Here is a 25,645-nt window from a genome sequence, read left to right as displayed (position 1 = left end):
TCTTTGCCGGGTGCACTGCGACGCTGGATCAACTTCAGCATGACCCTCCGATGATCGTCAAGAGGGTTCAGTGGAAGTCACGGGACTTGGCGGTGATCCGCAGCGGCAGATGCCGGATCTGTTCGGCGAGGACGTTCACCACCTCGCCGGTGCGCTCGACCACGCCCCGGATCAGCAGCGCGGGACTGCCGCGGGCGACCCGGTGATAGCGCTGCCACACCCCCATCGTGCAGATGATGTTGATCATCCCCGTCTCGTCTTCGAGGTTCAGGAAGGTGACGCCGCCCGCGGTCGCCGGCCGCTGGCGATGGGTCACCGCGCCCCCGGTCAGCACCCGGGTGCCGTGCGGGACCTCGCGCAGGCCCGCCGCCGTGACGACGCCGAGCTCGTCGAGGTGCTCCCGGATGAACTGGGTCGGGAAGCTGTCCGGCGACACCCCGGTGGCCCAGACGTCCGCGGCCGCGACGTCGATTTCGTCCATGCCGGGCAACATCGGCGCCTTGACCCCGGTGGTGAGCCCAGGCAGTTTCTCCAGGCTTTCGTCGGCGACCGCACCCGCCGCCCAGAGCGCGCTTCGCCTGGTCTCGCCGAAACAACCGAACGCGCCTGCCGCCGCCAGCGCCTCGACCTGCGGTTTGGTCAGCCGTACCCGCCGGGCGACCTCGGCCAGGTCCGCGAACGGGCCGTCGCGTTCCCGTTCCTCGACGATCTTCTTCGCCAGCTTCTCGCCGATCATCCGCACGGTGGACAGGCCACCCCGCACGGCGAGCAGCTTTTCCCCTTCCGGCAAGGGTTCCAGCGTCGCGTGCGGGAGGCTCGCGTTGATGTCCGGGCCGAGCACCCGCACCCCGTGCCGCCGCGCGTCGGCGACCAGCGACTGCGGGGAATAGAACCCCATCGGCTGCGCGCGCAGCAAACCCGCCAGGAACGCGTCCGGGTGGTAGTACTTGAAGTACGCGCTAGCGAACACCAGCAAGGCGAAACTCAGCGCGTGACTCTCGGGGAAACCGAAGTTCGCGAACGCCTTGAGCTTGCCGAAGATCTTCTCGGCGAGCTCTCCCCCGATGTCGTTCTTCGCGGCACCTTCGAGGAAACGCCGTTTGAGCCGTTCCATCTTCTGCTCGGAACGTTTGGACCCCATGGCGTGCCGCAGCCGATCCGCCTCCGCCGGGGTGAAATCGGCGACGTCGAGGGCGATCTGCATCATCTGTTCCTGGAACAACGGCACGCCGAGGGTCTTTTCCAGCGCGTTGACCAGCTTCGGATGGTCGAAATCCCATTTCTCCTGGCCGTTCTTGCGCCGGATGTAGGGATGCACCGAACCACCCTGGATCGGGCCGGGCCGGATGAGCGCGACCTCGACGGCAAGATCGTAGAACTTCTTGGGACGCAAGCGAGGCAGGGTGGCCAGCTGCGCGCGGCTCTCCACCTGGAAGACGCCGATCGCGTCGGCGCGGCAGAGCATTTCGTAGACGTTCTGATCCTTGAGATCCAATTCGGAGATGTCGACCTCTTCCCCTTTGTGGTCATGGACAAGGTCGATCATATAATGCAGGGCCGACAACATTCCGAGGCCGAGCAGATCGAATTTGACCAGCCCCGCCGCGGCGCAGTCCTCCTTCTCCCACTGCACGACACTGCGATTCTCCATCCGGGCCCATTCGATCGGGACGACCTCGCTCACCGGCTGCTCGCAGATCACCATCCCGCCGGAATGGATACCCAGATGCCGCGGGAAGTCTTCGAGCGCGCTGGCGAGTTCCACGACCTCCTCGGGAATATCGTGATCGTGGTCCTTTTCCGTGGCGCGCAACGCACCCCAGCGGTCGATCTGCTTGCTCCACGCGTCCTGCTGGCCGGGCGAGTACCCCAGCGCCCGCGCCGCGTCGCGGACCGCGGACCGGGCCCGGTAGGTGATCACGTTCGCCACCTGCGCGGTGTTCAGCCGCCCGTATTTCTCGTAGACGTACTGGATCGCCTCCTCACGGCGGTCGGATTCGATGTCGAGGTCGATATCCGGGTAACCGTCGCGATCCGGGGCGAGGAACCGTTCGAAGAGCAGGCCGTAGCGCACGGCGTCGACCTTGGTGATGCCGAGCGCGTAGCAGACCGCCGAGTTCGCGGCCGATCCCCGGCCCTGGCAGAGGATGTCCTTCTCCCGGCAGAACCGCACGATGTCCCAGACGATCAGGAAGTAGCCGGGAAAACCCAGTTCTTCGATGACCTCCAGTTCGTGCTCGATCAGCTTCCGGGCTTTCTCGCGGTACTCGGCGTCTTTGTTCTTCTCATGTTCCTTCGCACCCTCGTACGTGAGCTCCCGAAGGTAGGAAGCTTCGGTGTGTCCCTTCGGCACGACGAACGGCGGCAGCTTCGGCTCGATGTGGTGGAGTTCGAACGCGCACTCCCGGCCGAGCAGCAGCACCGCCTGCACCGCGCCCGGATACCGTGCGAAGATCTCGGCCATCTCCTCCCCCGAGCGCAGGAACGCCGTCCCCGCGGCGGGCAGCCAGCCCTCCATGTCCTCCAGGCCCCGCCGGGCGCGGATGGCGCTGAGCGCGTCGGCGAGCGGGGCCCGCTCCGGCCGGGCGTAATGCGCGGCCGTGGTCGCCACCGTCGGGAGCCCGAACTCCTTGGCCATTTCGCTCAACAGGTCGTTGTGCGTGCTGTCCAAGGGAAGACTGTGGTCGATGAGCTCGACATAGACGTTTTCGCGGCCGAAGCAGTCGATGAGTTCCTTCAGCCGCACGACGGCCGCCGCGGGACCTTCGGTGACGAGCGCCTTGCGCACCGCGCCCTTGCGGCACCCGGTGAGCACGACGCACTTCCCGCGCACCTCTTCGGCGACCGCGCGCAGGTCGTAGACCGGCCTGCCCTTCTCCGCCCTTTCCTTCGGGGACAACGACTGCCTGTCGAAGCCGTACAGCTGACCGGCGGTGATCGCCCGGTTCAGGCTCAGGTAGCCGTCCTGTTGTTTGGCCAGCAAGAGCAGGTGCTCGCCCTCGGGATCGGCGAACCCGTTCTGCGGCCCGGACAGGCCGAAACTGAGCTCCGTGCCGAAGACGGTGTGCACACCCAGCTCCCGAGCCGCTTCGGCGAACCGCACCACGCCGTACATGCCGTCGTGATCGGTGAGCGCGATCGCGTCCAGGCCCAGCCGCGCGGCCTCCTCCACCAGTTCCTCGGGATGGCTCGCCCCGTCGAGGAAGCTGAAGTTCGAATGGCAGTGCAGTTCGGCGTACGGCACCCGGCGCGCGGTGGCCCCGTCGTCGTCACCGATCAGCCCGGACAGATCCGCGGGCGGCTGATAGCCCTCACGTTTGGCACTCCACGCGGGGCTGTCGCCGCCGTCACCGGGCGGGACCTCGCCGGCGAGCTCGCGGGCGAGGTCCTTCCACGGCCGCGGAGGGTTGTTCCAGCCCATCGGTCACCGGTTCTCGGTCGAGCTTCTCGGCGCGGGCACGAACACTTCCGCGCGCGGAACGCACGCCGCCCATGCGGTGTCCAACTCGGCACGCTGTACCGGAATGGCCGGTTCCTCCAGCCAGCGTCGCACCAGCCGCGTGTACTCCTCGTCCATGTTCAGTCGTACTTCCCTTCCAGTGTCCACATCGGATTCTTGTGATGTTCGAAGCGGAGCAGCACCGCTTCCTCGGCGTCGGCCCCGTCGGCCAGCAGCACCTGCAATCGCATCCGGGTCCCCGACCGCGCGTGCCCCGCCCCGGCCCGGACGCCGACGAACCACGGCCCCGCCCAGGCGAGGACCTCGCGCGGCTCACCGCCCTCGAAGCTCACGAGGAACGGCGCGGCGCTGACCCGGCGCCGCGCGGTGATCTCCACGGCGTGCCCGTTCTCGTCCAGCACCTGAGCGGGAACCGGCGGTACGAACACCGTGGCCGGGGAAGGCGACGGGAGCCTCCCGGCCCAGTTCGCCTCCGCCTGCGCCGATTTCTCCCGCCTGTCGCCCCACGGCACCAGCCGGACCCGCTCGGCGGGATCGCGGCCGCCGTCGAGCACCGCGGTGAAGACGCTCTCCGGGCCGAGCAGGCCCTGCACCCGCACCAGCGCCCGGCCTGCCCGCTCACCGGACACGCCTTCGTCCTCTGTGGACGGACGCAGCACGCCCGACGCGCCGGCCTGCCACAACCCGAGCTGCAGCGACCGTCCTTCGACGGTCTCCTCCGGCTCCAGCCGCAGCCGCACGATGCCGGAATGGGGGCGGTCCTTGGCTTTCAGCCAGCCTTCGAACTGCCAGCGCACCCTGTCCGCGACCCCGAGCGGGGTCAGCGGTTCGGCGCACCGCCACACCCGGCCGAGTTGCTCACCGGTCTCGGTGGTCGCGTAGATGCCGAGCCTGGTGCAGGCCAGCCCGTGCGCGGCGAGCCCGGCGTGGAACCGTTCGCCGAGCCCTTTCGCCACGAACGCGGCGGCGTCGACCCGGTCGATCGGCGGGTCGAACGCCTTCGCCAGCGAGAGCTCCGGCGGCGGACGGCGGCGCGACGGCGGACGTTCGGACCGTCCTCGTGCCAGCCGGTGCGCGAGCACGCCCTCTGTCCCGAAGCGCGCGGAGACGTCGCTTTCTTCGAGCGCCGCGAAGGCGCCCAGCGTGCGAAGGCCGAGCTGCTTGAGCAAGGTGACCAGCTCGGTCCGGCCGGCCTCGGGCTGGTCGAGTTCGCGGATGGGCAGCGGAGCCAGGAACTCCGCCGTCCCACCGGGCTCGACCAGCGTCGACCGACGGGCGGCGAGCGTCGCGGCGAACAGGCCGTCGGCGACGCCGACCTGGCTTTCCACCCCCGCCGCCACGGACACCTCGTCCACCAGCCGTTCCAGGAGGCCGTGCTCACCGCCGAAGTACCCGGCCGCGCCGTCGACCGGAACCGCGACGATCCCGGGGCGCACCACCTCGACACCGACGGCCAGCTCCTCCACCGCCCGTGCGACGGACTCGAAGAGCCGGGCGTCACGGCCGTCGTCCTCACCGAAGACCGCCAGCTCCGGGCAGCAGGACTGGGCCTCGCGCCGCCGCATCCCGCGGCGGACCCCGTATCCCCTGGCCACCGCGGTGCACGCGACCACGCGGTTCGCCGAGAAGACCGCGGCCGGGCGGCCGACAGGTTCACCGGCGACGGCCGCGGCGGCGACCGCCGGCCAGTCCGGGCACCACAGCACCAGCATGCGCACAGGCGGGTTCATGCCGTCCCCCACCTGGTCGCGGGGAAGTCGGCGCGCTCGACTTCGCCCTCGCCGGTGAACCGCAGCAAGGCCGACATCGGCCGGGCGGCCGCACCCCGGCCACCGGCCCGCACCTCGACCTCACGGGCGCGCAGATGACCCGCACCCCCGCCGTCGAAGCCCGTCCAGCTCGAACGACGGCAGCTCAGCTCGACCTCCGCACCGGGCCAGGACCCCAGCGAAAGCAGGACCGAACCACGGTTGCGCGCGCGGGCGGACAGCCGCCTCGCCACGTCGGGCCGGGCCAGCCCCGGACCGACGACCACGAGATCGAAGCCGTCGAGCAGGGCCGCGGTCACCGCCGGGAACTCGGCACCGGGGCGGGGGACCAGCGCCAGCCTGCCCACCTCGACCCCGAGTTCCGCGGCGGCGACCACCCCGAGCGCGGGCAGGCCGACCGCGACCGCCCACGCACCGCCGGCGGTCGCGGCGGCCAGCAGGGTGAGCATCAGTGACGTGGACCCCAGCACCGAAACGGTGCTCCCGCGCCGGAGCCCCGCGGCGGGCAGCAGACCGGACAACGCCGGGGACACCGGGAGCACCCTTCCCGTCGTCCTCGCGTGTTCGGCCGCGGAAGCCACGCCACTGGCCGTGCTCACTCCTGGCAAAGCCGCCAGCCTCGCCAACGGCAAGGCCCGTGCCTCGACCACCTCCGCTGTCAACGGACCCGCCTCCCCACGACATCTGAACCGTCCTTTGTGGACGGCACTGGACACGCCGCGGGGAAGGCAGCACTTCGAACGCTTGTTCGATGACTCCAGTAGACCGGGTGGCGCAGCGGTTGTCAAGCGAACCGGGAACGATCACCGGACCTGTCACGTCCGATACCGGGAATCCCCTTGTCAGGAAAGGAAACCCGCAGTGGACGACGCTTGGCCCGAGACGGTGAACGGCTGGGAACTCGCCAGGGAGGGCCATATCGAGAACTACCGCAAACGCCTGGCCAACCAGGTCACGGTCACCGCGATCTGGGAGAACGGGACCAGGCGGGGCCAGATCGACGCCCGCACCGAGCCGCTGGGCGGCGGACGGACCCTGACCAGCAGCCGCAAGGACTTCCGGGACAAGGACGCGTTCTGGACCGCCGCGACCTGCGTGCTGGAGATGGCCGCGAACCTGCCGTCGCTGGGCTGGGGCACGAGCCCGGCGGACACGGCGCTGGCCGGGACCGTGGCAGGCATGGTCGAAGCGGAACCCGGCACCAGCGGATACCCGGAAGCGGAACTGACGTTCACGCTGACCGAAGGGCACACCGTGACCCTGTGCATGACCGACGAGCAGGCCTTCGACCTGAGCAACGCCATCTCGAGGCTCGACCACTACGTGTGGTCCGAAGAACGCGAAGACGACGAAGAAGATGAAGACGAGGACGACTTTGACGACGAGGACTTCGATGACGACGAGCCCGTTGTCGAAGAGGTGCCCGAGGTCGGCGAAGTCCACTCCGGCCCGGACACCGGGCACGACCTGGTCACCCTGCTGGATGACCGGTTCGGGGTCACCGAGGACAACCTGCTGGCGCATGTCGACTGGTCCGCGCTCATCGTGGTGGGGGAACCCGCGGTGAGCTCCCTCATCGAACGAGGGGACGAACTGACCGCCGCGGTCGCTCCGCGGTGGTATCCGGTCGTCGCGGACCGGCCCGGCGAGCGCTGGGTCGTCCTGAAGCGCACCGGTCTGCGCTACCACGGGGAGTGAGAGCCTCGTGAGTGGTGTTTGAGGGGTAAGGAGAACGTGCGTCGGGTCGGCCGTGGAGACGCTCACCAGTCCGTGAAGGCCTCCTTGAGGGATCCAGGGTCCCTCAAGGAGGCCTTCACGGACCGACCACCTGACACGACACCTTTGACTTTCGGCTCAACGACCCCAAACGCCACTCACGACACCGGACCGTCAGGCCACGCGAGGAAGCGGCGCCGGGTGGTACCGCCGGAAACCAGGCGCGGCGGTGCCGCCTTCACCGTGCAGCCAGTCATAGAGGAAACGGAACTCCGGGCCGAACCGGTTCGCCTCGGCGTTCAGCCGTTCCGGCGACGTCGACGGCCAGCGGCCGCTCTCGACGCGGTCCCGCAGCACACGCAACGCCGTCAGTTCCTCCGCGGCGGTGTGCTGGCAGTGACCGCCCCGGTTCACGAACAGCTGCCGGATCCGCCCGGAATCGACGCGGTCGCCATAGGTCCGCTCGTGTTCGGGGGCGACGCCGTCGCCGATCGGGTGCAGTGTGACGACGGGCCGGTGACCGTGCCCGGTCGGCGTGCCGACGCGGTCGAGCCACCGGGCGGCGGCGTTGTCCGCCTTCACGCGGGACGCGGTGGCGAGCGCGGCCAGATCGGCGCCGAGATCCAGGCCTGCGTCGCGGTAGGCCTTGGTGACGAGGTCACGTTCACTGGACCGGGCGAGCAGGTCGCGGTAATCCACTCCGGTGTTCCCGGTCGGGTTCCCGCCGGCCTGCGTCTCCACATCGGCCCGGTGAGCACCCCAGGAGAACTGGTCGTAGACCGCCAAGACGAACTCCGTCTGCTGACGGATCTGCGCGGCGACGTCGGTAGAGCGGGGACGGTGTGCCGTCGACCAGCCGGGGACGTCGGCGAACGCGTTGGCGAGGGCGAGCCGCGCCCGTCCATCGGGTGATTCCAACGCCTTCGCGACCACTTGACGAGCTTTCGAGAGGTTCGCTCCCGGGTCGGCGATGCGGACGACCTCCAGTTCCGGCGCCAGCAGCGTCCGGACCGTGAACCCCAGATCGAGTGCCTGGGCGAACAACGCGGAACCGCCCGCGAGGGGACCGCACATCGCCAGCGTGCCGTCGATCCGGTGCGGGAGCCGCTCGGCCAGCAGGACCGAGTTGAGCCCGCCGCCGGAGGCGCCCCAGGTGAGCACCTGCGCCGGGCGGCCGATGGTGCGGTCGAACCAGGACAGCAGCGCGGTCTGATCGTGCACGGCTTCGCGGGCCGAAAAGCCGATCGGCTTGCTGTAGAGCGACGCGGCCAGCGCGTACCCCTCGCCGAGGAGAACGGGTTTCGCCTCCGCCCGGTTGGCGAGTTCGATCTCCTCGGGAACATGGCCCGGCGGATAGATCCCGTGGTTGTACAGCAACAACTTGCCGTTCCAGTTCGGCGGCACCTCGACCCGGTACCGGGCGCCCTCGAGCACTCCGGTGTGCACACGGACGTCGTCCGCGGCGATGGCGGGCGCGCCGGTGACGGTCAGCGCGGCGGCCAGGATTCCTGTCAACGTCATGGCGAAATGCTGACAGTGCGAGGCTTCGCGGGAATCCGTCGAGACGCGGCTTCTCGCCTACGCTTCCTGGCGTACAAGCTCCTCCGCCAGTTCGCCGCCGTGCCGCCGCAGCCGCCCGAGGACGTCGTCGATGTCCTCCACCGAGAACACGAAATGGCGGATACCCGGCGTGTTCATCGGCAGGCGCGAATCGGCCTGGCCCTCAGGCGTCCGATACTTGATCAGCTCCAGCCCTCCGTGACCGTCCGGCGGCCGCAGCACCGCGATGTCCGTCCGCACGCCGTTCAGCCCGGTGAGGCGATCGACCGTGTCACCCTTGAGCGACGCTTCGCCTTCCAGTTCGAGACCGAGTGCGATGAAGAACGCCTTCGCCGCTTCGAGATCGTGGACGACGACGCCGACGTGTTCCAGTTTCTTGAGGGCCATGACAGTTCCTTTCATGCGCTCTGACGCGCTGTCTGCCGGCGCAGGAGCTCTTCGACGGCGGAGGGAAGAGTGGTCTCGAAGTCGATGAGCTTGACCCAGGTCGGCGTCACCACGACGCGGACCATGCCGTCGTAGAGCGACCGCACGTTCGCCTCCCACTCGACCCGCTGCTCGGGCGTCATCTCGTAGGTGCCGTTCCACTGCATGTACTCGTCGGGGATGCCGTCGACGTAGTCCAGTTCGACGGTGCCGCGGATGAGCAGGATCTTCGGCGGGTGGGATTCGGTGTCGATCGTCAGCGCGACAGCGGGATTACGGCGAAGCGCCGGCAACTTCTGCGCGTTCGTCGGGGTGCACAGGACGATCTCCTTACCGTTCCAGTGGATGCCGATCGGAATCGACCGCGGCGTGCCGTCGAGCGCGGTGTAGGCCAGCCGGGCCAGGTCGCGGGCCAGGAGCTCCTGGCTGAGCGGGCGGTTCAGGATCTCGTCGATCGTGCTCTGCTGCATGTCGCTCTCCTCGGGTCGCTGCCTTCGCGGACACCCCCAGGGACGCCGCCACCCCCCAGACCTCGACACCTCTCGAATGTGACCTGAGTCACGTCGACTTTAGCGGGCTAATCGCGATCCGTTTGTCGAAACGGCCCCCGGCCAGGCGTCGCTCTCTTGAGGCATACGAGAGAGGAACAGCCATGACGAAGGAATCCAAGGTCCGCTTCGAGGGTTTCCTGCCCACCACGCCCGCCGACACCTGGGCCGCGATCACCACGGGCAGCGGCGGCTGGCTCTGGCCGATCCGGTACGAACCCCGCGACGGCGGCGCCGAATCCGGCCTCACCCCGAACGGCGGCATGGTGACCGTCTGGAAGCCGTCACAGCACTTCGTCACCTACGCCGAAGACGAGAACGGCTGGTTCAACACGCTCGAGTACGTCCTCGAACCGAAGGACGGCGGCACGTACCTGCGCTACGAGCACACCACGGTCCTCGACGACTGGGACGTCGAATACGACGCGTGCGAGCAGCACACGTCGTTCTACTACCACTCGCTGGGCGAGTACCTGACGCACTTCAACCGACGCCAGGCGAAGTACTTCAAGACCGACGCGCCCGAAGCGTCCAAGGCTCCGGAAGCGTTCGAGGCCGTGCGGGCGGCCCTCGGCGCGACGGCCGTCGGCGACCGGGTGTACCTGGAAGTCCCTGGCGTCGAAGGCGTCGTCGACTACCTGACGCCGGCCTTCATCGGTGTCCGGACCGAAGACGCGCTGTACCGCTTCTACGGCCGGAACGTCTGGGGCTGGCCTGTCGGCATCGGGCACCACCTGTTCGCCGAAGACGCCGACGCGGACAAGGCCGAGAAGGCGTGGACAGCCTGGCTGAACGGCCTGTACGGCTAACGGGGCAGTTTCTTCGCGATCTCGGTGCCGACGGACTTCGCCGCTTCGGCGGACTCCGCCGGCGGGATCGGCGAGTTCGTGAAGAACCCCTTGTCCCAGCCCTTGTAGGTGACGATGACGACGTACACACCCTGGGAGTACCGCAGCTCGGCGCCACTGAAGGCGCTGTCGGTGTCCAGGGTGACGAGGACCGCCTTCTTCCCGATGCCCTGCACCTGCTGCTGACGTTCGGACGGCGCGGCCGATCCGACGGAAGACTCCGCCGCGCGTTTCTCGGCGTCCGGCCCCTCGTGGCGGTACACCGTGATCTGGAGGGACCGGTCGTGGACGTTGTCGCTCTCCGGCGGCAGCCAGGAGCAGCCGTACTGCTTGATGACGGTCTTGCCCGCTTTGATCTCGTTCTCGCGGACGCCTTGGTAGCTGGTGGTGAACGTCTTGTTCAGGAGCTCCGGGGAGACCTGGCACTCGGCGGGCGGCTGCTGCGAGACCGGCGCCTTGCCGACCGACGAGTAGTACTCCGACGCGAAGATCCCGCCGGGGATGCCGAGCCCGAGCAGGACGACGCCGCCCACGATCAGGCCGACGATCAGCCCGGTCTTTTTCTTCTTGGGCGGCTGCCCGTAGCCGGGCGGGCCGTAACCGGGAGGCGGGCCGTAGCCGGGCTGGGGCGGGCCGTAACCCGGCTGCTGTCCGTAGCCCTGCCCAGGTGGCGGGCCGAAACCCGGCCCCTGGCCGTACCCCTGCGGTGGCTGGTGCACCGATCCTCCCCCTCCCGATTCACGTACGTCCGGATCGCGTTTAGCGGGCTAATCGCGATCCGCGGCCAGCATGGCACGACGGCCGCGGCCGGGCACCGGGAACGCCCGCGGATCGCGATTAGGGGGCTAAACGCAAGTCCGGGACCGGATCGCGTTTAGCCCGCTAAAGGCGAGTCGGCGTCAGTGGGCGAAGTGGCGCGTGCCGGTCAGGTACAGGGTGACCCCGGCGGCCTCGGCGGCGGCGATGACCTCGGCGTCGCGGATCGAGCCGCCCGGCTGGACGACGGCGCGGACGCCGGCCTCGAGCAGGACTTCGAGCCCGTCCGGGAACGGGAAGAAGGCGTCCGAAGCGGCGACGGAGCCCTTCGCCCGGTCGCCCGCACGCGAGACCGCGAGCCTCGATGAGTCGACCCGGTTGACCTGGCCCATGCCGACGCCGACGGTCGCGCCGTCGTTCGCCAGCAGGATCGCGTTCGACTTCACCGCGCGCAGCGAACGCCACGCGAACTCGAGGTCGGCCAGCGTCCGCTCGTCGGCGGGCGCGCCGGTGGCCAGCGTCCAGTTCGCCGGGTCATCGCCCTCGGCGGCGATCGTGTCGACGGTCTGCACCAGCATGCCGCCGGAGATCGGCCGGAACTCGATCGGATCCGGCGACGTGATCGCGGGCAGCTTCAGCAGCCGCACGTTCTTCTTGCGCTGCAGGATCTCCAGCGCCTCGGCGTCGAAGTCCGGCGCCAGGACGACCTCGGTGAACACCTCGGAGATCTGCTCGGCGGCCTCGCGGCTCACCGGCCGGTTGGTCGCGATCACCCCGCCGTAGGCCGAAACCGGGTCGCACGCGTGCGCCTTCCGGTGGGCCTCGGCGATGTCCTCACCGACGGCGATCCCGCACGGGTTGGCGTGCTTGATGATCGCGACGGCCGGGGCTTCGAAGTCGTAGGCGGCGCGGCGCGCGGCGTCGGTGTCGACGTAGTTGTTGTACGACATGGCCTTGCCGTGCAGCTGTTCCGCGTGCGCGAGGCCCGGCCGCCAGTGCTTGTACAGCGCGGCCTTCTGGTGCGGGTTCTCGCCGTAGCGCAGCACGTCGCCGCGTTCCCACGAAGCGCCGGTGAAGTCCGGGAAGCCGGAGTCGTCCGCGGGCGCGTAGACGTTGGCGAACCACGAGGCGACGGCGGTGTCATACGCCGCGGTGTGCGCGTAGGCCTGCGCGGCGAGCCGCTTGCGATCGGCCAGCTCGAAACCACCGGCGGCGACGCGGTCCAGCACCCACTCGTAGCGTGAAGGGTCGACCACGACGGCGACGCTGTTGTGGTTCTTCGCCGCGGCACGCACCATCGCCGGGCCGCCGATGTCGATGTTCTCGACACAGTCCTCCGGGCTCGCGCCCGAGGCGACGGTCTGCGTGAACGGGTACAGGTTGACCACGAGCAGGTCGAACGGCGCGATGTCGAGCTGCTTGAGCTGCTCGACGTGCTCCGGGCGGTCGCGGTCGGCGAGCAGGCCCGCGTGCACGCGCGGGTGCAGCGTCTTGACCCGGCCGTCGAGGGACTCCGGGAACCCGGTGACCTGCTCGACCGGCGTCACCGGCACCCCGGCGTTCGCGATGACCTTCGCCGTTCCGCCGGTCGACACGATCTCGACACCGGCCGCGTGCAGCCCGGTGGCGAGTTCGAGCAGGCCTGCCTTGTCGGAGACGCCGATCAGCGCGCGCCGGACGGGACGCTGTCCCTGTGCGGTACTCACGAAAACCTCACCTTTCGTCCCTCGACCGCGCACCCGCTCCGGCCGAGCTTTTCGATCGTTTCCACCAGGAGCCTGCGTTCCACGGCCTTGATCCGCTCGTGCAGGACGTCTTCGTCGTCGTCGGGCTCCACGATCACCGGCTCCTGCGCGATGATCGGCCCGGTGTCGACTCCGGCGTCGACGAAATGCACCGTCGACCCGGTGACCTTGACGGCCATCGCCAGCGCGTCGGCCACGGCGTGCGCGCCGGGGAACGACGGCAGCAACGCCGGATGCGTGTTGATCACGCGGCCGGGGAACCGCGCGAGGAATTCGGCGCCGAGGATCTTCATGAACCCCGCCGAGACGACCAGGTCCGGCCGGTAGGCGGCGACGGCTTCGGTGATCGCCTTGTCCCACGCCGCGCGGTCCGGATGGTCGGCCATCCGCACGGTGAACGACGGCACGCCCGCGTGTTCGGCCCGGGTGAGCGCCGCGATCCCGGCGCGGTCCGCTCCGACGGCGACCACCTTCGCCGGGAAGTTCGGTTTTTCGACCGCGTCGAGCACGGCCTGCAGCAGCGTGCCGGAACCGGACGCGAGGACGACGAGCTTCACCGGAGTGGGCAGGTCCAACCGACTAGCCAGAACGGGCTCCTTGCCACGGCGGTACGCACTCGGGCGTACGGCGCTTCACCTGGTCGCGACAACCCTAACGGTCGTCGCCGGGGGCGCTTTCGCCGCCGGACCCGTCGGTGGACTCGGTCACAGCGTCGTCGACGGCACCGTCCTGCTCGGGCTCGGTTTCGGGCTCTGGTTCAGGCTCGGTTTCGGGCTCGGGTTCCGCCGGGGTCTCGTCGACGTCCTCCGCCGCTTCTTCGGCCTCTTCGGCTTCGGCTTCCTCTGCGAGTTCGTCGTCTTCGGGCTCGACGGCTTCTTCTTCGACTTCGGCGATGTCTTCGGGTTCACCCGGTGGTTCGGGAGCCTCGTGCGGTCCGGCGAAGAACGCGACGAACCCGCCGGGGACGACGATCCAGCAGAACGCGATCACCGACGCGACCCCGACCGGCACGCTGACCGGATCGAACGGCCCGTCGCCGAGCCTTCCGCCGGACAGGGTCCCGAGGATGACGCAGCCGAACGCGACGAGTGCGCCCGCGACGGCGATCGCCCGCATCCGCAGCATCGGGTCTTCGTCGATCGCGCGGATCCGCCAGCCGACCAGCGCACCGACCAGCGCGGGCAGGAGCAGCAACGCCGGCCACCAGACCGCGTGATGCGACGGGATCCCCGCCAGCACCGGCACCCCTGGCAGCTTGCCTTCCTGGTAGCCGAACATGCCGACGGTCACCGAGCCGATCGAGAAGCCCGGTCCGGTGGTGAACGACAGCGCGGCGACGACCGCGTTCGGCAGATAGGCCGCGGAGAGCACGAACATGCCGAGGCTCACGCCGAAGCCCGGCTCGAACAGACTGTCCACAGTGGACCAAGAAAGCGCGGTGGCCGCGGTGAACACCACCGCGCCACAGGCGATCAGCGCGGCGAGGCCGAGCGCACCCGCCCGCAGGCCGTGGACGGCGACCGGGTCGAACCGGTCCCGCACCGAGGCCGGAAGCCCGCAGACCCTGGCGATTCCCGCGACGGCGGCGAGTCCGGCGAGGAGCCCCGGCACGCAGAACGCGGTCAGCGGGTTCACCCCGATCGGCGATCCGCCCGCCATCAGGGCGATGAGCACACCGAACAACGCGTGCGCCCCGGCTATCACCGTCACCACCGGGACGGCGTCCGCCGGAGTCCGTCCGCCGAGGCGACGGGCGGCGCGCTTGGCCGTCCTGGCCGCGAGCCATCCGACGACGAGCGTCGGCAGCAGCGGCAGCACGCCGAGCGGATGACCGCCGAGTTCGAGTTCCACCTGCCACGAAGCGAGCCAGCCCGGGCCGGCGGCGAGCAGTGCTCCGGTGGCGGAGAACCGGGACCGGTCGGCGGCGAACGACACCACGGCGAGGACGGCCGCGACGGCGGTATAGGAGGAAAGCAGGGGTGCGCAGGCCGCGGCGAGCAACACACGAACCCGCTTCGCCCTGGACACCTCCGGCTCGGGGACGAGGTCGCTCACCGGCTCTTCGCCCGGCGGGCGTTCGTCGCGGGTGAGCAGCTTCATGATCCGCACCATGACATCCGGACTGGGCCGTCCGGGTGAGGCACGCCGCCACCGGACAGCGCACGTGGCCCAACCCACCCGGTCGGGTAACCCGGAAAAACGAAAACACCCGCTGTGACACGGAGAGTCACAGCGGGTGTTTCGCGTTCGGAAGGTCAGCTCTGCTTGCCGAAACCACCGGGCGGCGTGCCCGGGTTCTGGCCCGACTCCGACGACGAGGAGGACGGCGGCTGCTGGAAGAACTGGCCCTGCTGCGGCGCGTACGTCGTGGCCTGCTGCCCCGGCGGCTGCGTGACCGGCGGCTGGAACCCGCCCGGCTGCGAGAACGGGCCGGACGGCTCGCCCTGCTGCTGCCCCTGCTGGCCCGCGCCGGGGAACGGCTGGACCTGGGTGGCGGCCGGGCCCTGCTGACCCTGCTGGCCGAACGGACCCTGCGGGCCCTGCTGCGGGAACTGCTGGCTGTACGGGGCCTGCTGCGCCTGCTGCTGCGGCTTCGCGGCGGGCAGCTTGATGACGTCGTGCTCGAACAGCAGCGCGGCGACCGCGACCAGCATCTGCAGGATGCCGAGGATCAGCACCACGGTGAGGATGCCGGGGACCGAGACCTCCTCGCGACCGCTCCCGTAGCCGATGATCAGGTCCAGCGCGCCGAACGCGCCGAGGACGCTGAACAACGCGGCGAACGGCAGCGTCTTCGGGCCACGCGGCAACGCGTGCAAACCCGCGAGCAGACCGCTGACCAGGAGGAAGACCGAGACCTGTCCGGCGGCGTCGGCCTCGTCGGAGAAACCGATGAAGAACTGCACCAGGCCGAGGACGGCGACGGCGAGCGCGAGCAGCAGCGCCAGGTTCAGCGGGGGAGCCTGTGACGGCGCCTGCTGCTGCGGAAAGGCTCCCGAGCCGGGGTGGGACTGAGGGGGTTGCTGGCCGCCACCCTGCTGGGGGTAGCCGGGCCCACCGCTGGGATAGGACATCCGAATGCTCTCCTGTCGTTCGACCGGCACCCCGGGGCGCACGGGACTCCCGGGACAAACGAGGCGGCTGTGATGCTCGAACGCTAGCGCACACGCGGTCACCCCACGCCTCGGGCTCTGAGACGTCTGTACACCCGATCAGGTTCCGTGCGGAACCCCTCCGCGACGACCGGATCGCGATTAGGGGGCTAAAGGCGACCCGGCCGCCGGATCGCGATTAGCCCGCTAAAGGCGACCCCGCCGCCGGATCGCGATTAGCCCGCTAAAGGCGACGCGCGCCCGGAGCGCCTTTAGCGGGCTAAACGCGATCCGCGCGCAAAGAGGCGGGCCGGGCACCGGTGAGGTGCCCGGCCCGCCGGGGAAAGCGTCAGTCTCCGAAGGAATCAGAGGCTGTTGTACAGCTCGCGCGCCAGGACGGCGGTCTCGCTCGGGGTCTTCCCGACCTTGACACCGGCGGCCTCGAGGGCCTCCTTCTTGGCGGCGGCCGTGCCGGAGGAGCCGGAGACGATGGCGCCGGCGTGGCCCATGGTCTTGCCCTCGGGCGCGGTGAAGCCCGCGACGTAGCCGACGACCGGCTTCGTCACGTTGTCCTTGATGTAGGCCGCGGCACGCTCTTCGGCGTCGCCGCCGATCTCGCCGATCATCACGATGACCTTGGTCTCGGGGTCGGCCTCGAACGCCTCGAGGGCGTCGATGTGCGTCGTTCCGATGATCGGGTCGCCGCCGATGCCGACACCGGTCGAGAAACCGATGTCACGCAGCTCGTACATCATCTGGTAGGTCAGCGTGCCGGACTTCGACACCAGGCCGATCGGGCCGGCACCGGTGATGTCGGCCGGGATGATGCCCGCGTTCGACTTGCCGGGGCTGATCACGCCGGGGCAGTTCGGCCCGATGATGCGGGTCTTGTTGCCCGTCGCGACCGCGTGCGCCCAGAAGTAGGCCGAGTCGTGCACCGGGATGCCCTCGGTGATCACCACGGCGAGCGGGATCTCGGCGTCGATCGCCTCGATGACCGCGTCCTTGGCGAACTTCGGCGGCACGAAGATGACCGACACGTCGGCGCCGGTCTCCTTGATGGCTTCCTCGACCGTGCCGAACACGGTGAGGTCCTTGCCCTCGATGGAGACGGTCTGACCGGCCTTGCGGGAGTTGACGCCACCCACGATGTTCGTGCCGGACTTCAGCATCTTGGTCGCGTGCTTCATGCCCTCGGAGCCGGTGAGCCCCTGGACGATGACCTTGCTGTTCTCGTTGATGAAGATCGACATCTCACGCACCTGCCGCGGCGAGCTCGGCGGCCTTGTCGGCCGCGTTGTCCATTGTGTCCACCACGGTGACCAGCGGGTGGTTCGCGTCGGCGAGGATCTGGCGACCCTCGACGACGTTGTTGCCGTCCAGCCGCACGACGAGCGGCTTGGTGGCCTCGTCACCCAGGATCTTCAGCGCCTCGACGATGCCGTTCGCGACCGCGTCGCAAGCGGTGATGCCACCGAAGACGTTGACGAAGACGCTCTTCACGTCGGTGTCGTTGAGGATGACGTCCAGACCGGCCGCCATGACCTCGGCCGACGCGCCGCCGCCGATGTCGAGGAAGTTGGCGGGCTTGACGCCGCCGTGCTTCTCGCCCGCGTACGCCACGACGTCCAGCGTGGACATCACGAGGCCCGCGCCGTTGCCGATGATGCCGACCTCGCCGTCGAGCTTGACGTAGTTGAGGTCCTTGGCCTTGGCCTTCGCCTCGAGCGGGTTCTCCGCGTCCTTGTCGACCAGTGCCTCGTGGCCCGGCTGACGGAAGGAGGCGTTCTCGTCGAGGGTGACCTTGCCGTCGAGGGCGATGATCTTGTCCTGCGGGTCACGGACCAGCGGGTTGACCTCGACCAGCGTCGCGTCCTCGGAGACGAAGGTCTCCCAGAGCTTCACGACGACGTCGGCGGCTTCGTCGACGACCTTCTCCGGGAACTTGCCCGCGGTCAGGATCTCGACGGCCTTCGCCTTGTCGACACCGATGATCGCGTCGACCGGGATCTTCGCGAGCGCTTCGGGACGCTCGACGGCCAGCTGCTCGATCTCCACGCCGCCTTCGGCCGAAGCCATCGCGAGGAAGGTGCGGTTCGCACGGTCCAGCAGGAAGGAGAAGTAGTACTCCTCGGCGATGTCCGAGGCTTCGGCCACCAGCACGCGACGCGTGATGTGGCCCTTGATGTCGAGACCGAGGATCGCCTCGGCCTTTTCCGCGGCCTCGTCCGGCGTCTGGGCCAGCTTGACGCCGCCGGCCTTGCCGCGGCCGCCGGTCTTGACCTGCGCCTTGATGACGACCTGGTTGCCGATCTTCTCGGCGGTGGCCTTGGCTTCTTCGGGGGTGTTTGCCACGGCACCCGGCAGAACCGGTACTCCGTGGGCGGCGAAGAGATCCCTCGCCTGGTATTCGTAGAGGTCCACTACTCCAGTCTCCTGACGACACGCCACTGTGGTGGTCCGTTCCCGGACCGCGCTGTCGGACCAGTCGAGGTTAGCGACCTGCGCAGAAGCAGGGCACTCCGCACCTGGTGAAGTCGGTCACCGTACGCGGTCAGACGGTGTTTCCACGGTGTGAGACCGCACACCGGAGACCCAGATCGCCGCCTCTTCCAGGCTTTCGAAGGCGTTGTCGAACCCGCTCGGGCCGTTACCGACCGCGAAGAGGAGAACGCCGGGAAGCGTTTCGGCGAGTCCTTCCGGTTCACTCTCGCCGCGCAGGACGCCGAGGATGTCCGGATCCTCCTGTTCGACCGTCCGGACCATTTGTTCGACGGTGTCGAGACGCCCGGCGTAGACGACCTCCACCCCGTCGTCGCGCAGCGCCCGCTCGGCCTCGGCCGCCGAACCGTCCGGGACATCGAACTCGGCCAGCACGACCCGGAGGAGGCGGCGCGTCATCCGGTCCGCCGCGCACCCGCGACGGCCATCCCGGCCGCGACGAGGGAGACGAGCGCGCCGCCCAGGGCGAGCCAGAACCCGACCCCCGCCGACGAACCGTCGTACTCCGAGCCGACGAGCGGCAGTTCCGCCGCGCGCAGCCCGAGTAGCAGCGCGGCACCGGCCAGGGCGGACGCCGCCGCGACCGGCCGTGAGCGCACGACGAGCGCGTACAGGCCGAGCAAGACCGCGAGCGCGCCGAGCAGACCCCACGACGCCGCGCCGAAGTTCGACCACAGACCGGGGGCGGTGTAGCCCGGCGCGGTGAACACCGGGGTGCCGAACGCGGCGATCGCCAGGATCGCCGCCGCGACGACCGGGGTCAGCACGGCGCCGTTCGCCCGCGAACCGTCCAGCCCGCTGTCGGTCGAGGCATCGGCGGCGTCATCGGCGTCATCGGCGACATCGCGTTCCACGACGCCGGTGACCACCGCGGCGAGCGCGGCCACGGCCGCCAGCACGAGCGCGACGAACGTCCACGTGACGCCGGGGCCCGCCGAGAAGCCGACCTCGTCCGGCGACGGCACCGGGAGGTCGACCCCGAACAGCGCCGGGTCCACCGCCTTGTCCTCGGTCACGGACAAGGCCGCGCTCAGCACGGCCGCGCCCGCGAGGACGACCCCCGTCCACGTCGCCGCGACGACTCCCCTGGCGAACGCCGAGAGCCGGGGCACGAAGACGAACAGCGCGGGTACGGCGAGCACGACGGCGGCGCCGAGCAGCAGCCAGCGCGCCGGCGTCTCGGGGACGGGCGCCGGACCGTTGGCCTTCAGAACCGGGGCCAGCGCACCCGCGACCGCCGCGGCGGCGGCGAGCAGTGCCAGGCCGCCGGTGGCCAGCCGCCACCAGAACAGCCCAGGCAGCCTTGCCTCGCCGGCGAGGTCACCGGTGGCGGCATCGCCTGCTTCCGCGACGTCGAACCGAGTAAAGGCCAGCCCGGCCAGCGCCAGCCCCGCGACGGTCACCACCACCGAACCCGGCGCGACCGAGAGCCGGTCCACGACCAGCCCCGCGACCACCGCCGGGACCCCGACCGCGAGCGACGCCAGCCCGGCTCCGGCGAACCCGCCCTTGCCGACTCCGGCCGAAGGCGAACTCACGGCCACGAGCACGGTCAACGGAAGCATCGCCGCGAGCAGCAGGTACCCGGCCATCGCGACCGTCGGACCCTCGAAGGCGTTCTTGGCCAGCAGATACGCGTTGCCCGAACCGAGGGGCGCGAGCAGCAGGCCGATCCCGCCGGCCACACCGAGCACGGGCCCGAGCAGCCGCCAGCGACGCCGTCCGTCGAGTTCACCCGCCAGTTCCGCCTCGTCACGTGCGGTCCCGGCGGCGAACGCCCCGGCGGCGAGCGTGAGCAGGTGGCCCACCACCAGCGGCCACAGCCCCGGCCCGGTCGGTCGCGGCGCGGTCAGCCTGTCCGCGAGGAACAGTTCCGGACGCGCGGCGAGGGATCCGTCCGCGAGCAGCTGCAGGTCCAGCAGCAGCCGCCCGGGCGCGAGCGCGGTGAGCCCGAGCACCAGCCCGGCCGCGAGCCCGGCGCGCCCGGTGAACAGCGCGTAGAGCACGGCCACCGCGGGCGCCAAAGCCAGCACGACCAGCAGCGGACCGGCGGTGAAACCGGGCGAACCACCCTGGATGACGGGCAGCAGCGCGCCGGCGGCCAGCGCGACCGCACCGGCCGACACCAGCCCCGCCGACAGCAGGAGCGCTCGCGGGCGGGAGCCCGGTTCGCTCCGGAGAAGTTCGGCGGACGCGGTACCGGGGACGGCTTGCCCGGCGGAGTCGCCGCCAGGGTGCCGTGAGCGCGAAGTCATCGACGGCGACGCTAGCAAGCCGGGGCCGGCCGGGCCCGGCAGCAGGGGCACCGCACGTCTCACCGGCGCTCAGCCAGCCCACGGAAGACAGCTGAAGACGAGCTGACCAGGCGCGAGCTAGGCGTGGAAGCGGCCTAGTCCGGGTAAACCTCCTTCAACACCGTCGGGCAACCGCTTATTTCCCTCATTTGTCCCCTTTCCGGCCCTTCGGTACCCCCGAACGGCCCTCTGATCTTGTAACGCAAGTCACACGGTTGTGAGTAAACCTGGTTTAACTTTGGGTAATCCCCACTGGACAACGGCCACATCGCCGTCGCCCGATCGGCCGAGAGCGCCGTCAGATCTTGCTGTTCGGGGTGCCGCTTCGTTACTGTCCCGGGGTCCCCATTACAGTCAGATCACGAATGAGAGCACCGAACGAACCACCCCCGAGGTCGTTCACCGGGTTCCCCCGCCCGGGCTCTTGATCCGACTCCCCGAACACGGAAGGCCCCGTCTTGGCTTCACACCGCTCCCCCGGCGGCCAAGCTCCTTCCCCGGCGCTCGAGAACGCACTCGATGGTGCGGTCGTTCGCGTCCGGGGCTCGCACCGCCTGTCGCCCCCGTCCTCGGCCCTTCGCGGTCGTGTCGTGGTCGCAGCCGTCGCTGCCGGCGCCTTCGCGGCCGCCGCTGCCGGGCAGACCCTGAAGTCCGTTTCGGAATCCTCCGACGCCGCCGTCACCCCCCTGGCCAGCACCCAGGACGCGAGCGCCTCGTTCGCGCTCGGCGGCGGAGCCGGTGGTGGCGCTCCCGAGCTGCTGCCGACGAGCCAGTCGACGAACGCCTCCGCCGAAGCCCAGAAGCTCTCGGAGAACAACAGCATCACCCAGGCCCGCGTCAAGCGTGAGGCCGAAGCGGCCCGCAAGGCCGAAGAAGAGGCCAAGCGGCCCAAGACCTGCATGCCGACCAAGGGCACCTTCACCTCGGGCTTCGGTGCCCGGTGGGGTACGAGCCACCTCGGCATCGACCTCGCGGCCCCGATCGGCACGCCGATCGTCGCGGCCTCCGACGGCACGGTCATCGAAGCGGGCCCCGCCAGCGGTTTCGGCCTCTGGGTCAAGGTCCAGCTCGCCGACGGCACCGTCCACGTCTACGGCCACATGAACTCGTTCTCCGTCCGCGAAGGCCAGAAGGTCAAGTGCGGCGAGGAGATCGCCGAGGTCGGCAACCGTGGCCAGAGCACCGGCCCGCACCTGCACTTCGAGGTCTGGCAGAACGGCACGAAGAAGATCGACCCGCGCCCGTGGCTCGCCGCCCGTGGCGTGAGCGTCGGCTGATCGGAATTCTTTCCCCTTCACCACACCGGTGACACCGCCCGCGACAAGGGCGCGCCGGGCAACGACGCTCTGGCGCGCCTTCAGGGTCTCCGCTTCCCCCTTCGAGGACACCGGCTTCAAGAACGCCGGCTTCAAGGACACTGGGAAGCGTCGCAGGCCATCCGGCCCGGAGCGTATGTGGTCTTTCGGGCTCTCAAAGCCCTCACACGACGCCGTCGGGCAGCTTGCGGACGAAATACCCCACGGCGATCTGCCATACCGTGCAGAGACCGGCCGGGCGCCGTGCGCTCGGCCGCCATCCGGCGAAAAGTCCCCGGGAACGAATTCGGCACCCGGCTGGCCGCGGCCCGAACAGCCATCGCCGCGCGTGCCCGCATACGACACACCGTCCGGCCCCGTCCGGTTCGTGCGTCCGCAGTAACGCGCGCCAGGCCGCGACCAGCCTGAGCACTTCCGGCGGTTCCGGACCCCGATCCGGCCCCGCCCCTTCTTCAACACCCCGCAGGTATTCGAGTACCCCACTCGAGAGAACCCCAAACAAGACCCCGTCCACACCGTGCGCCCCCTCCTCCTGATCGGGGCACACCGGCTCGTCCAGCCTACCCCAGCGCATCGAACTCGTGTTCGATGGCACAGGTATACGGGAGGGGTCCGACAGTTTTGGAGCGCGGCGGAGAAACCGCAGGTCGGGGCTAGAGTTTGACCATCGGGACGCTGCCGATGAGCATCAGCCGGACCTTGCCCGCGGCGCCGAAGTCGATCGTCGCCGTGGCACGCGGGCCCACACCGTCACAGGCGATGACGGTCCCGAGTCCGTACTTGTCGTGACTGACCCGGTCGCCGATGTCGAGTTTGAGCGCGACGGTTTCCTTCCAGCCCTTGCCGAACGGACTCGTGCCCGCCGACCTCGACGGCGAGGCGCCACCGCCACCGCGGCTGCCCCAGGTCGTCGCGGCACGCGGCGAACCGCCCGACGAACCGAAACCACCGGAGGACGAGGAAGGCGCGAGCCTGCGCCAATCGACCAGCTCGGCGGGAAGCTCGTCGAGGAACCGCGAAGCCGGGTTCATCTGCGGCTGGCCCCACGCGGAGCGCACCATCGAACGGGAGACGTACAGCCTCTTCCTCGCCCGCGTGATCGCGACGTACGCGAGCCGGCGTTCCTCGGCCAGTTCCGTCGGGTCACCGAGCGCACGCATATGCGGGAAGATCCCGTCTTCCCAGCCCGTGCCGAAGACGACGGGGTACTCAAGCCCCTTCGCGGTGTGCACGGTCATCAGCGTGACCACGCCCGCGTCGTGCCCGTCACCGTCATCGCCACCGTCGGCCGCGGGGATCGAGTCCGCGTCGGCCACCAGCGAAACGCGCTCCAGGAACGCGGGCAGCGAGCCCGGCTCCGGCACTCCGGGGTCCACGGCCTCGAGTTCGGGGAGTTCACCGTCCGGACCGGCGACCTCGGCGGTGAATTCGGTGAATTCCCGCGCGACGGTGACGAGTTCCGTCAGGTTCTCCACCCGCGAGGCGTCCTGCGGGTCGTCGGACTCCTCGAGTTCCGCGCGGTAGCCCGTGCGTTCCAGGACCGCTTCGAGGATGTCGGCGACTTCGGCGCCGCTCTCGACGACCTCGCCGAGTTCGTCCATCAACTCGACGAAACCGGTGATCGCCTTGGCGGAGCGCGGGTTCAGCGTCGGCACCTCGCCGTTGACGGCGCCGCGCAACGCCTGCGCGAACGAGATGCGCTCGCGCTCGGCGTACGTCGCGATGACCGCTTCGGCGCGGTCGCCGATGCCGCGTTTGGGGACGTTGAGGATCCGCCGCAGGCTGACCGTGTCCTCCGGATTCGCCAGCACCCTCAGGTACGCGAGCATGTCGCGGACCTCGCGCCGTTCGTAGAACCGCACGCCGCCGACGACCTTGTACGGCAGGCCGAGGCGGATGAAGATCTCTTCGAAGACCCGCGACTGGTTGTTGGTGCGATAGAAGACCGCGACGTCGGAGTAGTCCGCTTCGCCCTTGTCCGCCAGCGCGTCGATCTCGCCCGCGACGAACGCCGCTTCGTCGTGCTCGTTGTCCGCGACGTAGCCGACGATCTTCTCGCCGTCACCGGAATCGGTCCACAGCCGCTTCGCGCGCCTGTTCGGGTTTCGCGCGATGACCGCGTTCGCCGCGTTCAGGATCGTCTGGGTCGAGCGGTAGTTCTGCTCCAGCAACACCGTCCGCGCGTTCGGGAAGTCACGTTCGAATTCCTCGATGTTGCGGATCGTCGCCCCGCGGAAGGCGTAGATCGACTGGTCCGCGTCACCCACGACGCACAGTTCGGCGGGCTCGATCCCGGCCTCGTTCGCCTCGGTGCCGACCAGTTCGCGGATCAGCGTGTACTGCGCGTGGTTCGTGTCCTGGTACTCGTCGACCAGCACGTGCCGGAACCGCCGCCGGTAGTACTCGGCGACGTCCGGATACGTCTGCAGGAGTTCGACCGTCCGCATGATGAGGTCGTCGAAGTCGAAGGCGTTGGCCTGGTTCAGCCGCCGCTGGTACTCGACGTAGACCTCGGCGACGCGGCGTTCGAGGTCGTTGCCCGCGTCGGCGACCGCCGTCTCCGGAACGATCAGTTCGTTCTTCAGGTTCGAGATGTGCACGGCCAGCGTGCGCGCCGCGTACCGCTTCGGGTCGATGTCGAGATCGCGGGCGACAAGGGTGATGAGCCGCTTCGTGTCGTCCGAGTCGTAGATCGAGAAACTCGACGACATCTCCAGCGTTTTGGCCTCACGCCGCAGGATCCGCACGCACATGGAGTGGAACGTCGACACCCACATGGCGTTCGCGCGGCGGCCGACGAGGTCGCTCACGCGCTCCCGCATCTCCGCGGCCGCCTTGTTGGTGAACGTGATCGCCATGACCTGGCCGGGGTGCACGTCCCGTTCGGCCAGGAGGTACGCGATCCGGCGGGTCAGCACCCGGGTCTTGCCGGAACCCGCGCCCGCGACGACCAGCAGCGGCGAGCCCGCGTGGGTCACGGCTTCGCGCTGTGCCGGGTTCAGGTCGTCGAGCAGGTCCGCGTGCCGGGGCTTGGCCGGACCGTCCGCTGGGAGATCGAAGAGGGTGTTCATCGCCGGTCCACGCTACAGCGCCGGGCGTAGGCGGTGTTGCCGCCTGCCGTCCGACGCGCGGACGGTGTTCGCGGCGGAGGATCGGATGCCATGGACACCAACGGAATTCCCTCCCGGCTCAGGGCCGCCGACACCGACCGGGAGCGGGTCGTCTCGCTCATCCAGGCCGCCGGCGGCGAAGGCCGTCTCACCCTCGAAGAAGTAGAAGAGCGGCTCGGCACTGTGTATTCCACCAAGTACACAGACGAACTCTCCGCGCTCACGGCCGATCTGCCGAAACCCGTGCCGAAGCGGCGGCCTGTCGCCTTCGGGCATCCGGCGGTGCGAGTCCACCTCGCGGTCGCCGTCGTGCTTTCGGTGCTCTTGATCGTCCGCTGGACGGCTTCGGGGGTGCCGTTCTTCTGGCCGGCGATGCCGATGTTCTGGCTGGCCATGAGCGTCCTCGTGCACGCCCGCGTCCGCGGAGCACGCCGCCGCGTCAAGCCGGAGGACGGTTTCGCTGTGGCATAATGATCGGTATGCGGCACGCGACGCGATTTTTT

The 25,645-nt window shown here is 69.5% G+C and carries 21 protein-coding genes; 4 read left to right on the top strand and 17 right to left on the bottom strand.

From position 1 onward, the window contains the following. Positions 1 to 67: 67 nt before the first annotated feature. The 4 genes from DMH03_RS35545 to DMH03_RS35535 are packed head-to-tail and all read right to left on the bottom strand — an operon-like array spanning position 68 to position 5,861. A complete protein-coding gene (locus DMH03_RS35545; RefSeq protein ID WP_125796411.1) occupies positions 68 to 3,421 on the bottom strand; it encodes an error-prone DNA polymerase in 3,354 nt (1,117 codons plus the stop codon). A 3-nt stretch (positions 3,422 to 3,424) separates the two neighbouring features. Then, complete coding sequence (locus DMH03_RS42470) at positions 3,425 to 3,577, bottom strand: hypothetical protein (RefSeq protein WP_167373507.1); 153 nt, start codon at positions 3,575 to 3,577, stop codon at positions 3,425 to 3,427. A 2-nt stretch (positions 3,578 to 3,579) separates the two neighbouring features. Next, positions 3,580 to 5,190 (bottom strand): DNA polymerase Y family protein, encoded by a 1,611-nt coding sequence (locus DMH03_RS35540; protein WP_233611803.1) that lies wholly within the window; start codon positions 5,188 to 5,190, stop codon positions 3,580 to 3,582. Next, positions 5,187 to 5,861: a hypothetical protein gene (locus tag DMH03_RS35535; RefSeq protein WP_370309048.1), complete on the bottom strand. Its 675-nt coding sequence runs from the start codon at positions 5,859 to 5,861 to the stop codon at positions 5,187 to 5,189. Before DMH03_RS35535 ends, DMH03_RS35540 begins: the two co-directional genes overlap by 4 nt. 229 nt (positions 5,862 to 6,090) lie before the next feature. On the opposite strand from DMH03_RS35535, the gene DMH03_RS35530 reads away from it, so the two are divergent. Further along, on the top strand, positions 6,091 to 6,927 hold the full coding sequence (locus DMH03_RS35530) for a hypothetical protein (RefSeq protein WP_125796410.1): 837 nt from the start codon (positions 6,091 to 6,093) through the stop codon (positions 6,925 to 6,927). Between the two features lie 192 nt (positions 6,928 to 7,119). On the opposite strand, the gene DMH03_RS35525 is transcribed toward DMH03_RS35530, so the two are convergent. From DMH03_RS35525 to DMH03_RS35515, 3 genes are read right to left on the bottom strand one after another with little or no spacing between them, the layout of a single operon-like run. Next, on the bottom strand, positions 7,120 to 8,466 hold the full coding sequence (locus DMH03_RS35525) for a hypothetical protein (RefSeq protein ID WP_125796409.1): 1,347 nt from the start codon (positions 8,464 to 8,466) through the stop codon (positions 7,120 to 7,122). Between the two features lie 57 nt (positions 8,467 to 8,523). Beyond that, a complete protein-coding gene (locus tag DMH03_RS35520) occupies positions 8,524 to 8,892 on the bottom strand; it encodes a VOC family protein (protein WP_125796408.1) in 369 nt (122 codons plus the stop codon). An 11-nt stretch (positions 8,893 to 8,903) separates the two neighbouring features. Next, positions 8,904 to 9,401, bottom strand: coding sequence for a pyridoxamine 5'-phosphate oxidase family protein (locus DMH03_RS35515; RefSeq protein WP_125796407.1), 498 nt, complete (start codon positions 9,399 to 9,401; stop codon positions 8,904 to 8,906). Positions 9,402 to 9,583: 182 nt separating this feature from the next. Here DMH03_RS35515 and DMH03_RS35510 point away from each other — a divergent pair, with 182 nt between their 5' ends. Continuing rightward, positions 9,584 to 10,288, top strand: a complete 705-nt coding sequence (locus DMH03_RS35510) for an SRPBCC domain-containing protein (protein WP_125796406.1) — start codon at positions 9,584 to 9,586, stop codon at positions 10,286 to 10,288. Here the strand turns inward: DMH03_RS35510 and DMH03_RS35505 are convergent. From DMH03_RS35505 to DMH03_RS35465, 9 genes are all read right to left on the bottom strand, one after another. Continuing rightward, positions 10,285 to 11,046: a hypothetical protein gene (locus tag DMH03_RS35505; protein ID WP_125796405.1), complete on the bottom strand. Its 762-nt coding sequence runs from the start codon at positions 11,044 to 11,046 to the stop codon at positions 10,285 to 10,287. The two genes, DMH03_RS35510 and DMH03_RS35505, sit on opposite strands and share 4 nt — an antisense overlap. Before the next feature lie 180 nt (positions 11,047 to 11,226). Then, a complete protein-coding gene (purH, locus tag DMH03_RS35500) occupies positions 11,227 to 12,789 on the bottom strand; it encodes a bifunctional phosphoribosylaminoimidazolecarboxamide formyltransferase/IMP cyclohydrolase (RefSeq protein ID WP_125796404.1) in 1,563 nt (520 codons plus the stop codon). Beyond that, entirely contained in the window at positions 12,786 to 13,403 is a 618-nt protein-coding gene (gene purN, locus DMH03_RS35495) for a phosphoribosylglycinamide formyltransferase (protein ID WP_125796403.1), read from the bottom strand. The genes purH and purN overlap by 4 nt, the downstream gene beginning before the upstream one ends. A 76-nt stretch (positions 13,404 to 13,479) precedes the next feature. Then, positions 13,480 to 14,940 (bottom strand): DUF6350 family protein, encoded by a 1,461-nt coding sequence (locus tag DMH03_RS35490; RefSeq protein ID WP_125796402.1) that lies wholly within the window; start codon positions 14,938 to 14,940, stop codon positions 13,480 to 13,482. Positions 14,941 to 15,083: 143 nt separating this feature from the next. Continuing rightward, positions 15,084 to 15,902 carry a DUF5336 domain-containing protein gene (locus tag DMH03_RS35485; RefSeq protein ID WP_125796401.1) on the bottom strand — a complete coding sequence of 273 codons (819 nt, stop codon included), beginning with the start codon at positions 15,900 to 15,902 and terminating at the stop codon, positions 15,084 to 15,086. Positions 15,903 to 16,285: 383 nt separating this feature from the next. Next, a complete protein-coding gene (sucD, locus tag DMH03_RS35480) occupies positions 16,286 to 17,173 on the bottom strand; it encodes a succinate--CoA ligase subunit alpha (protein ID WP_125788903.1) in 888 nt (295 codons plus the stop codon). A 1-nt stretch (position 17,174) separates the two neighbouring features. After that, a complete protein-coding gene (gene sucC, locus DMH03_RS35475; protein ID WP_125796400.1) occupies positions 17,175 to 18,344 on the bottom strand; it encodes an ADP-forming succinate--CoA ligase subunit beta in 1,170 nt (389 codons plus the stop codon). Positions 18,345 to 18,461: 117 nt separating this feature from the next. After that, a complete protein-coding gene (locus DMH03_RS35470) occupies positions 18,462 to 18,821 on the bottom strand; it encodes a hypothetical protein (protein ID WP_125796399.1) in 360 nt (119 codons plus the stop codon). Further along, positions 18,818 to 20,677: a hypothetical protein gene (locus DMH03_RS35465; RefSeq protein WP_125796398.1), complete on the bottom strand. Its 1,860-nt coding sequence runs from the start codon at positions 20,675 to 20,677 to the stop codon at positions 18,818 to 18,820. Before DMH03_RS35465 ends, DMH03_RS35470 begins: the two co-directional genes overlap by 4 nt. Before the next feature lie 629 nt (positions 20,678 to 21,306). Between DMH03_RS35465 and DMH03_RS35460 the strand changes: the two genes are divergently transcribed. Next, positions 21,307 to 21,993 (top strand): M23 family metallopeptidase, encoded by a 687-nt coding sequence (locus DMH03_RS35460; RefSeq protein ID WP_125796397.1) that lies wholly within the window; start codon positions 21,307 to 21,309, stop codon positions 21,991 to 21,993. Positions 21,994 to 22,685: 692 nt separating this feature from the next. On the opposite strand, the gene pcrA is transcribed toward DMH03_RS35460, so the two are convergent. After that, entirely contained in the window at positions 22,686 to 25,103 is a 2,418-nt protein-coding gene (gene pcrA / locus DMH03_RS35455; protein ID WP_125796396.1) for a DNA helicase PcrA, read from the bottom strand. 90 nt (positions 25,104 to 25,193) lie between these two features. Between pcrA and DMH03_RS35450 the strand changes: the two genes are divergently transcribed. After that, on the top strand, positions 25,194 to 25,613 hold the full coding sequence (locus DMH03_RS35450) for a DUF1707 domain-containing protein (RefSeq protein ID WP_125796395.1): 420 nt from the start codon (positions 25,194 to 25,196) through the stop codon (positions 25,611 to 25,613). Positions 25,614 to 25,645: the final 32 nt, after the last annotated feature.

Source organism: Amycolatopsis sp. WAC 01376 (genome assembly GCF_003947415.1).
GTDB lineage: Bacteria > Actinomycetota > Actinomycetes > Mycobacteriales > Pseudonocardiaceae > Amycolatopsis.
Note: the sequence above shows the minus strand (reverse complement) of the source record. Positions and strands in the feature narration are given on the sequence as shown.

Bases quoted from the DNA above. Each gene is read 5' to 3' on its own strand.
- DMH03_RS35515 (WP_125796407.1), bottom strand. From the start codon at position 9,401: ATGCAGCAGAGCACGATCGACGAGATCCTGAACCGCCCGCTCAGCCAG.
- DMH03_RS42470 (WP_167373507.1), bottom strand. From the start codon at position 3,577: ATGGACGAGGAGTACACGCGGCTGGTGCGACGCTGGCTGGAGGAACCG.
- DMH03_RS35450 (WP_125796395.1), top strand. From the start codon at position 25,194: ATGGACACCAACGGAATTCCCTCCCGGCTCAGGGCCGCCGACACCGAC.
- DMH03_RS35470 (WP_125796399.1), bottom strand. From the start codon at position 18,821: ATGACGCGCCGCCTCCTCCGGGTCGTGCTGGCCGAGTTCGATGTCCCG.
- pcrA (WP_125796396.1), bottom strand. From the start codon at position 25,103: ATGAACACCCTCTTCGATCTCCCAGCGGACGGTCCGGCCAAGCCCCGG.
- DMH03_RS35465 (WP_125796398.1), bottom strand. From the start codon at position 20,677: ATGACTTCGCGCTCACGGCACCCTGGCGGCGACTCCGCCGGGCAAGCC.
- DMH03_RS35545 (WP_125796411.1), bottom strand. From the start codon at position 3,421: ATGGGCTGGAACAACCCTCCGCGGCCGTGGAAGGACCTCGCCCGCGAG.
- DMH03_RS35490 (WP_125796402.1), bottom strand. From the start codon at position 14,940: ATGGTGCGGATCATGAAGCTGCTCACCCGCGACGAACGCCCGCCGGGC.
- DMH03_RS35510 (WP_125796406.1), top strand. From the start codon at position 9,584: ATGACGAAGGAATCCAAGGTCCGCTTCGAGGGTTTCCTGCCCACCACG.
- DMH03_RS35540 (WP_233611803.1), bottom strand. From the start codon at position 5,190: ATGAACCCGCCTGTGCGCATGCTGGTGCTGTGGTGCCCGGACTGGCCG.
- sucD (WP_125788903.1), bottom strand. From the start codon at position 17,173: ATGTCGATCTTCATCAACGAGAACAGCAAGGTCATCGTCCAGGGGCTC.
- DMH03_RS35485 (WP_125796401.1), bottom strand. From the start codon at position 15,902: ATGTCCTATCCCAGCGGTGGGCCCGGCTACCCCCAGCAGGGTGGCGGC.
- DMH03_RS35525 (WP_125796409.1), bottom strand. From the start codon at position 8,466: ATGACGTTGACAGGAATCCTGGCCGCCGCGCTGACCGTCACCGGCGCG.
- DMH03_RS35520 (WP_125796408.1), bottom strand. From the start codon at position 8,892: ATGGCCCTCAAGAAACTGGAACACGTCGGCGTCGTCGTCCACGATCTC.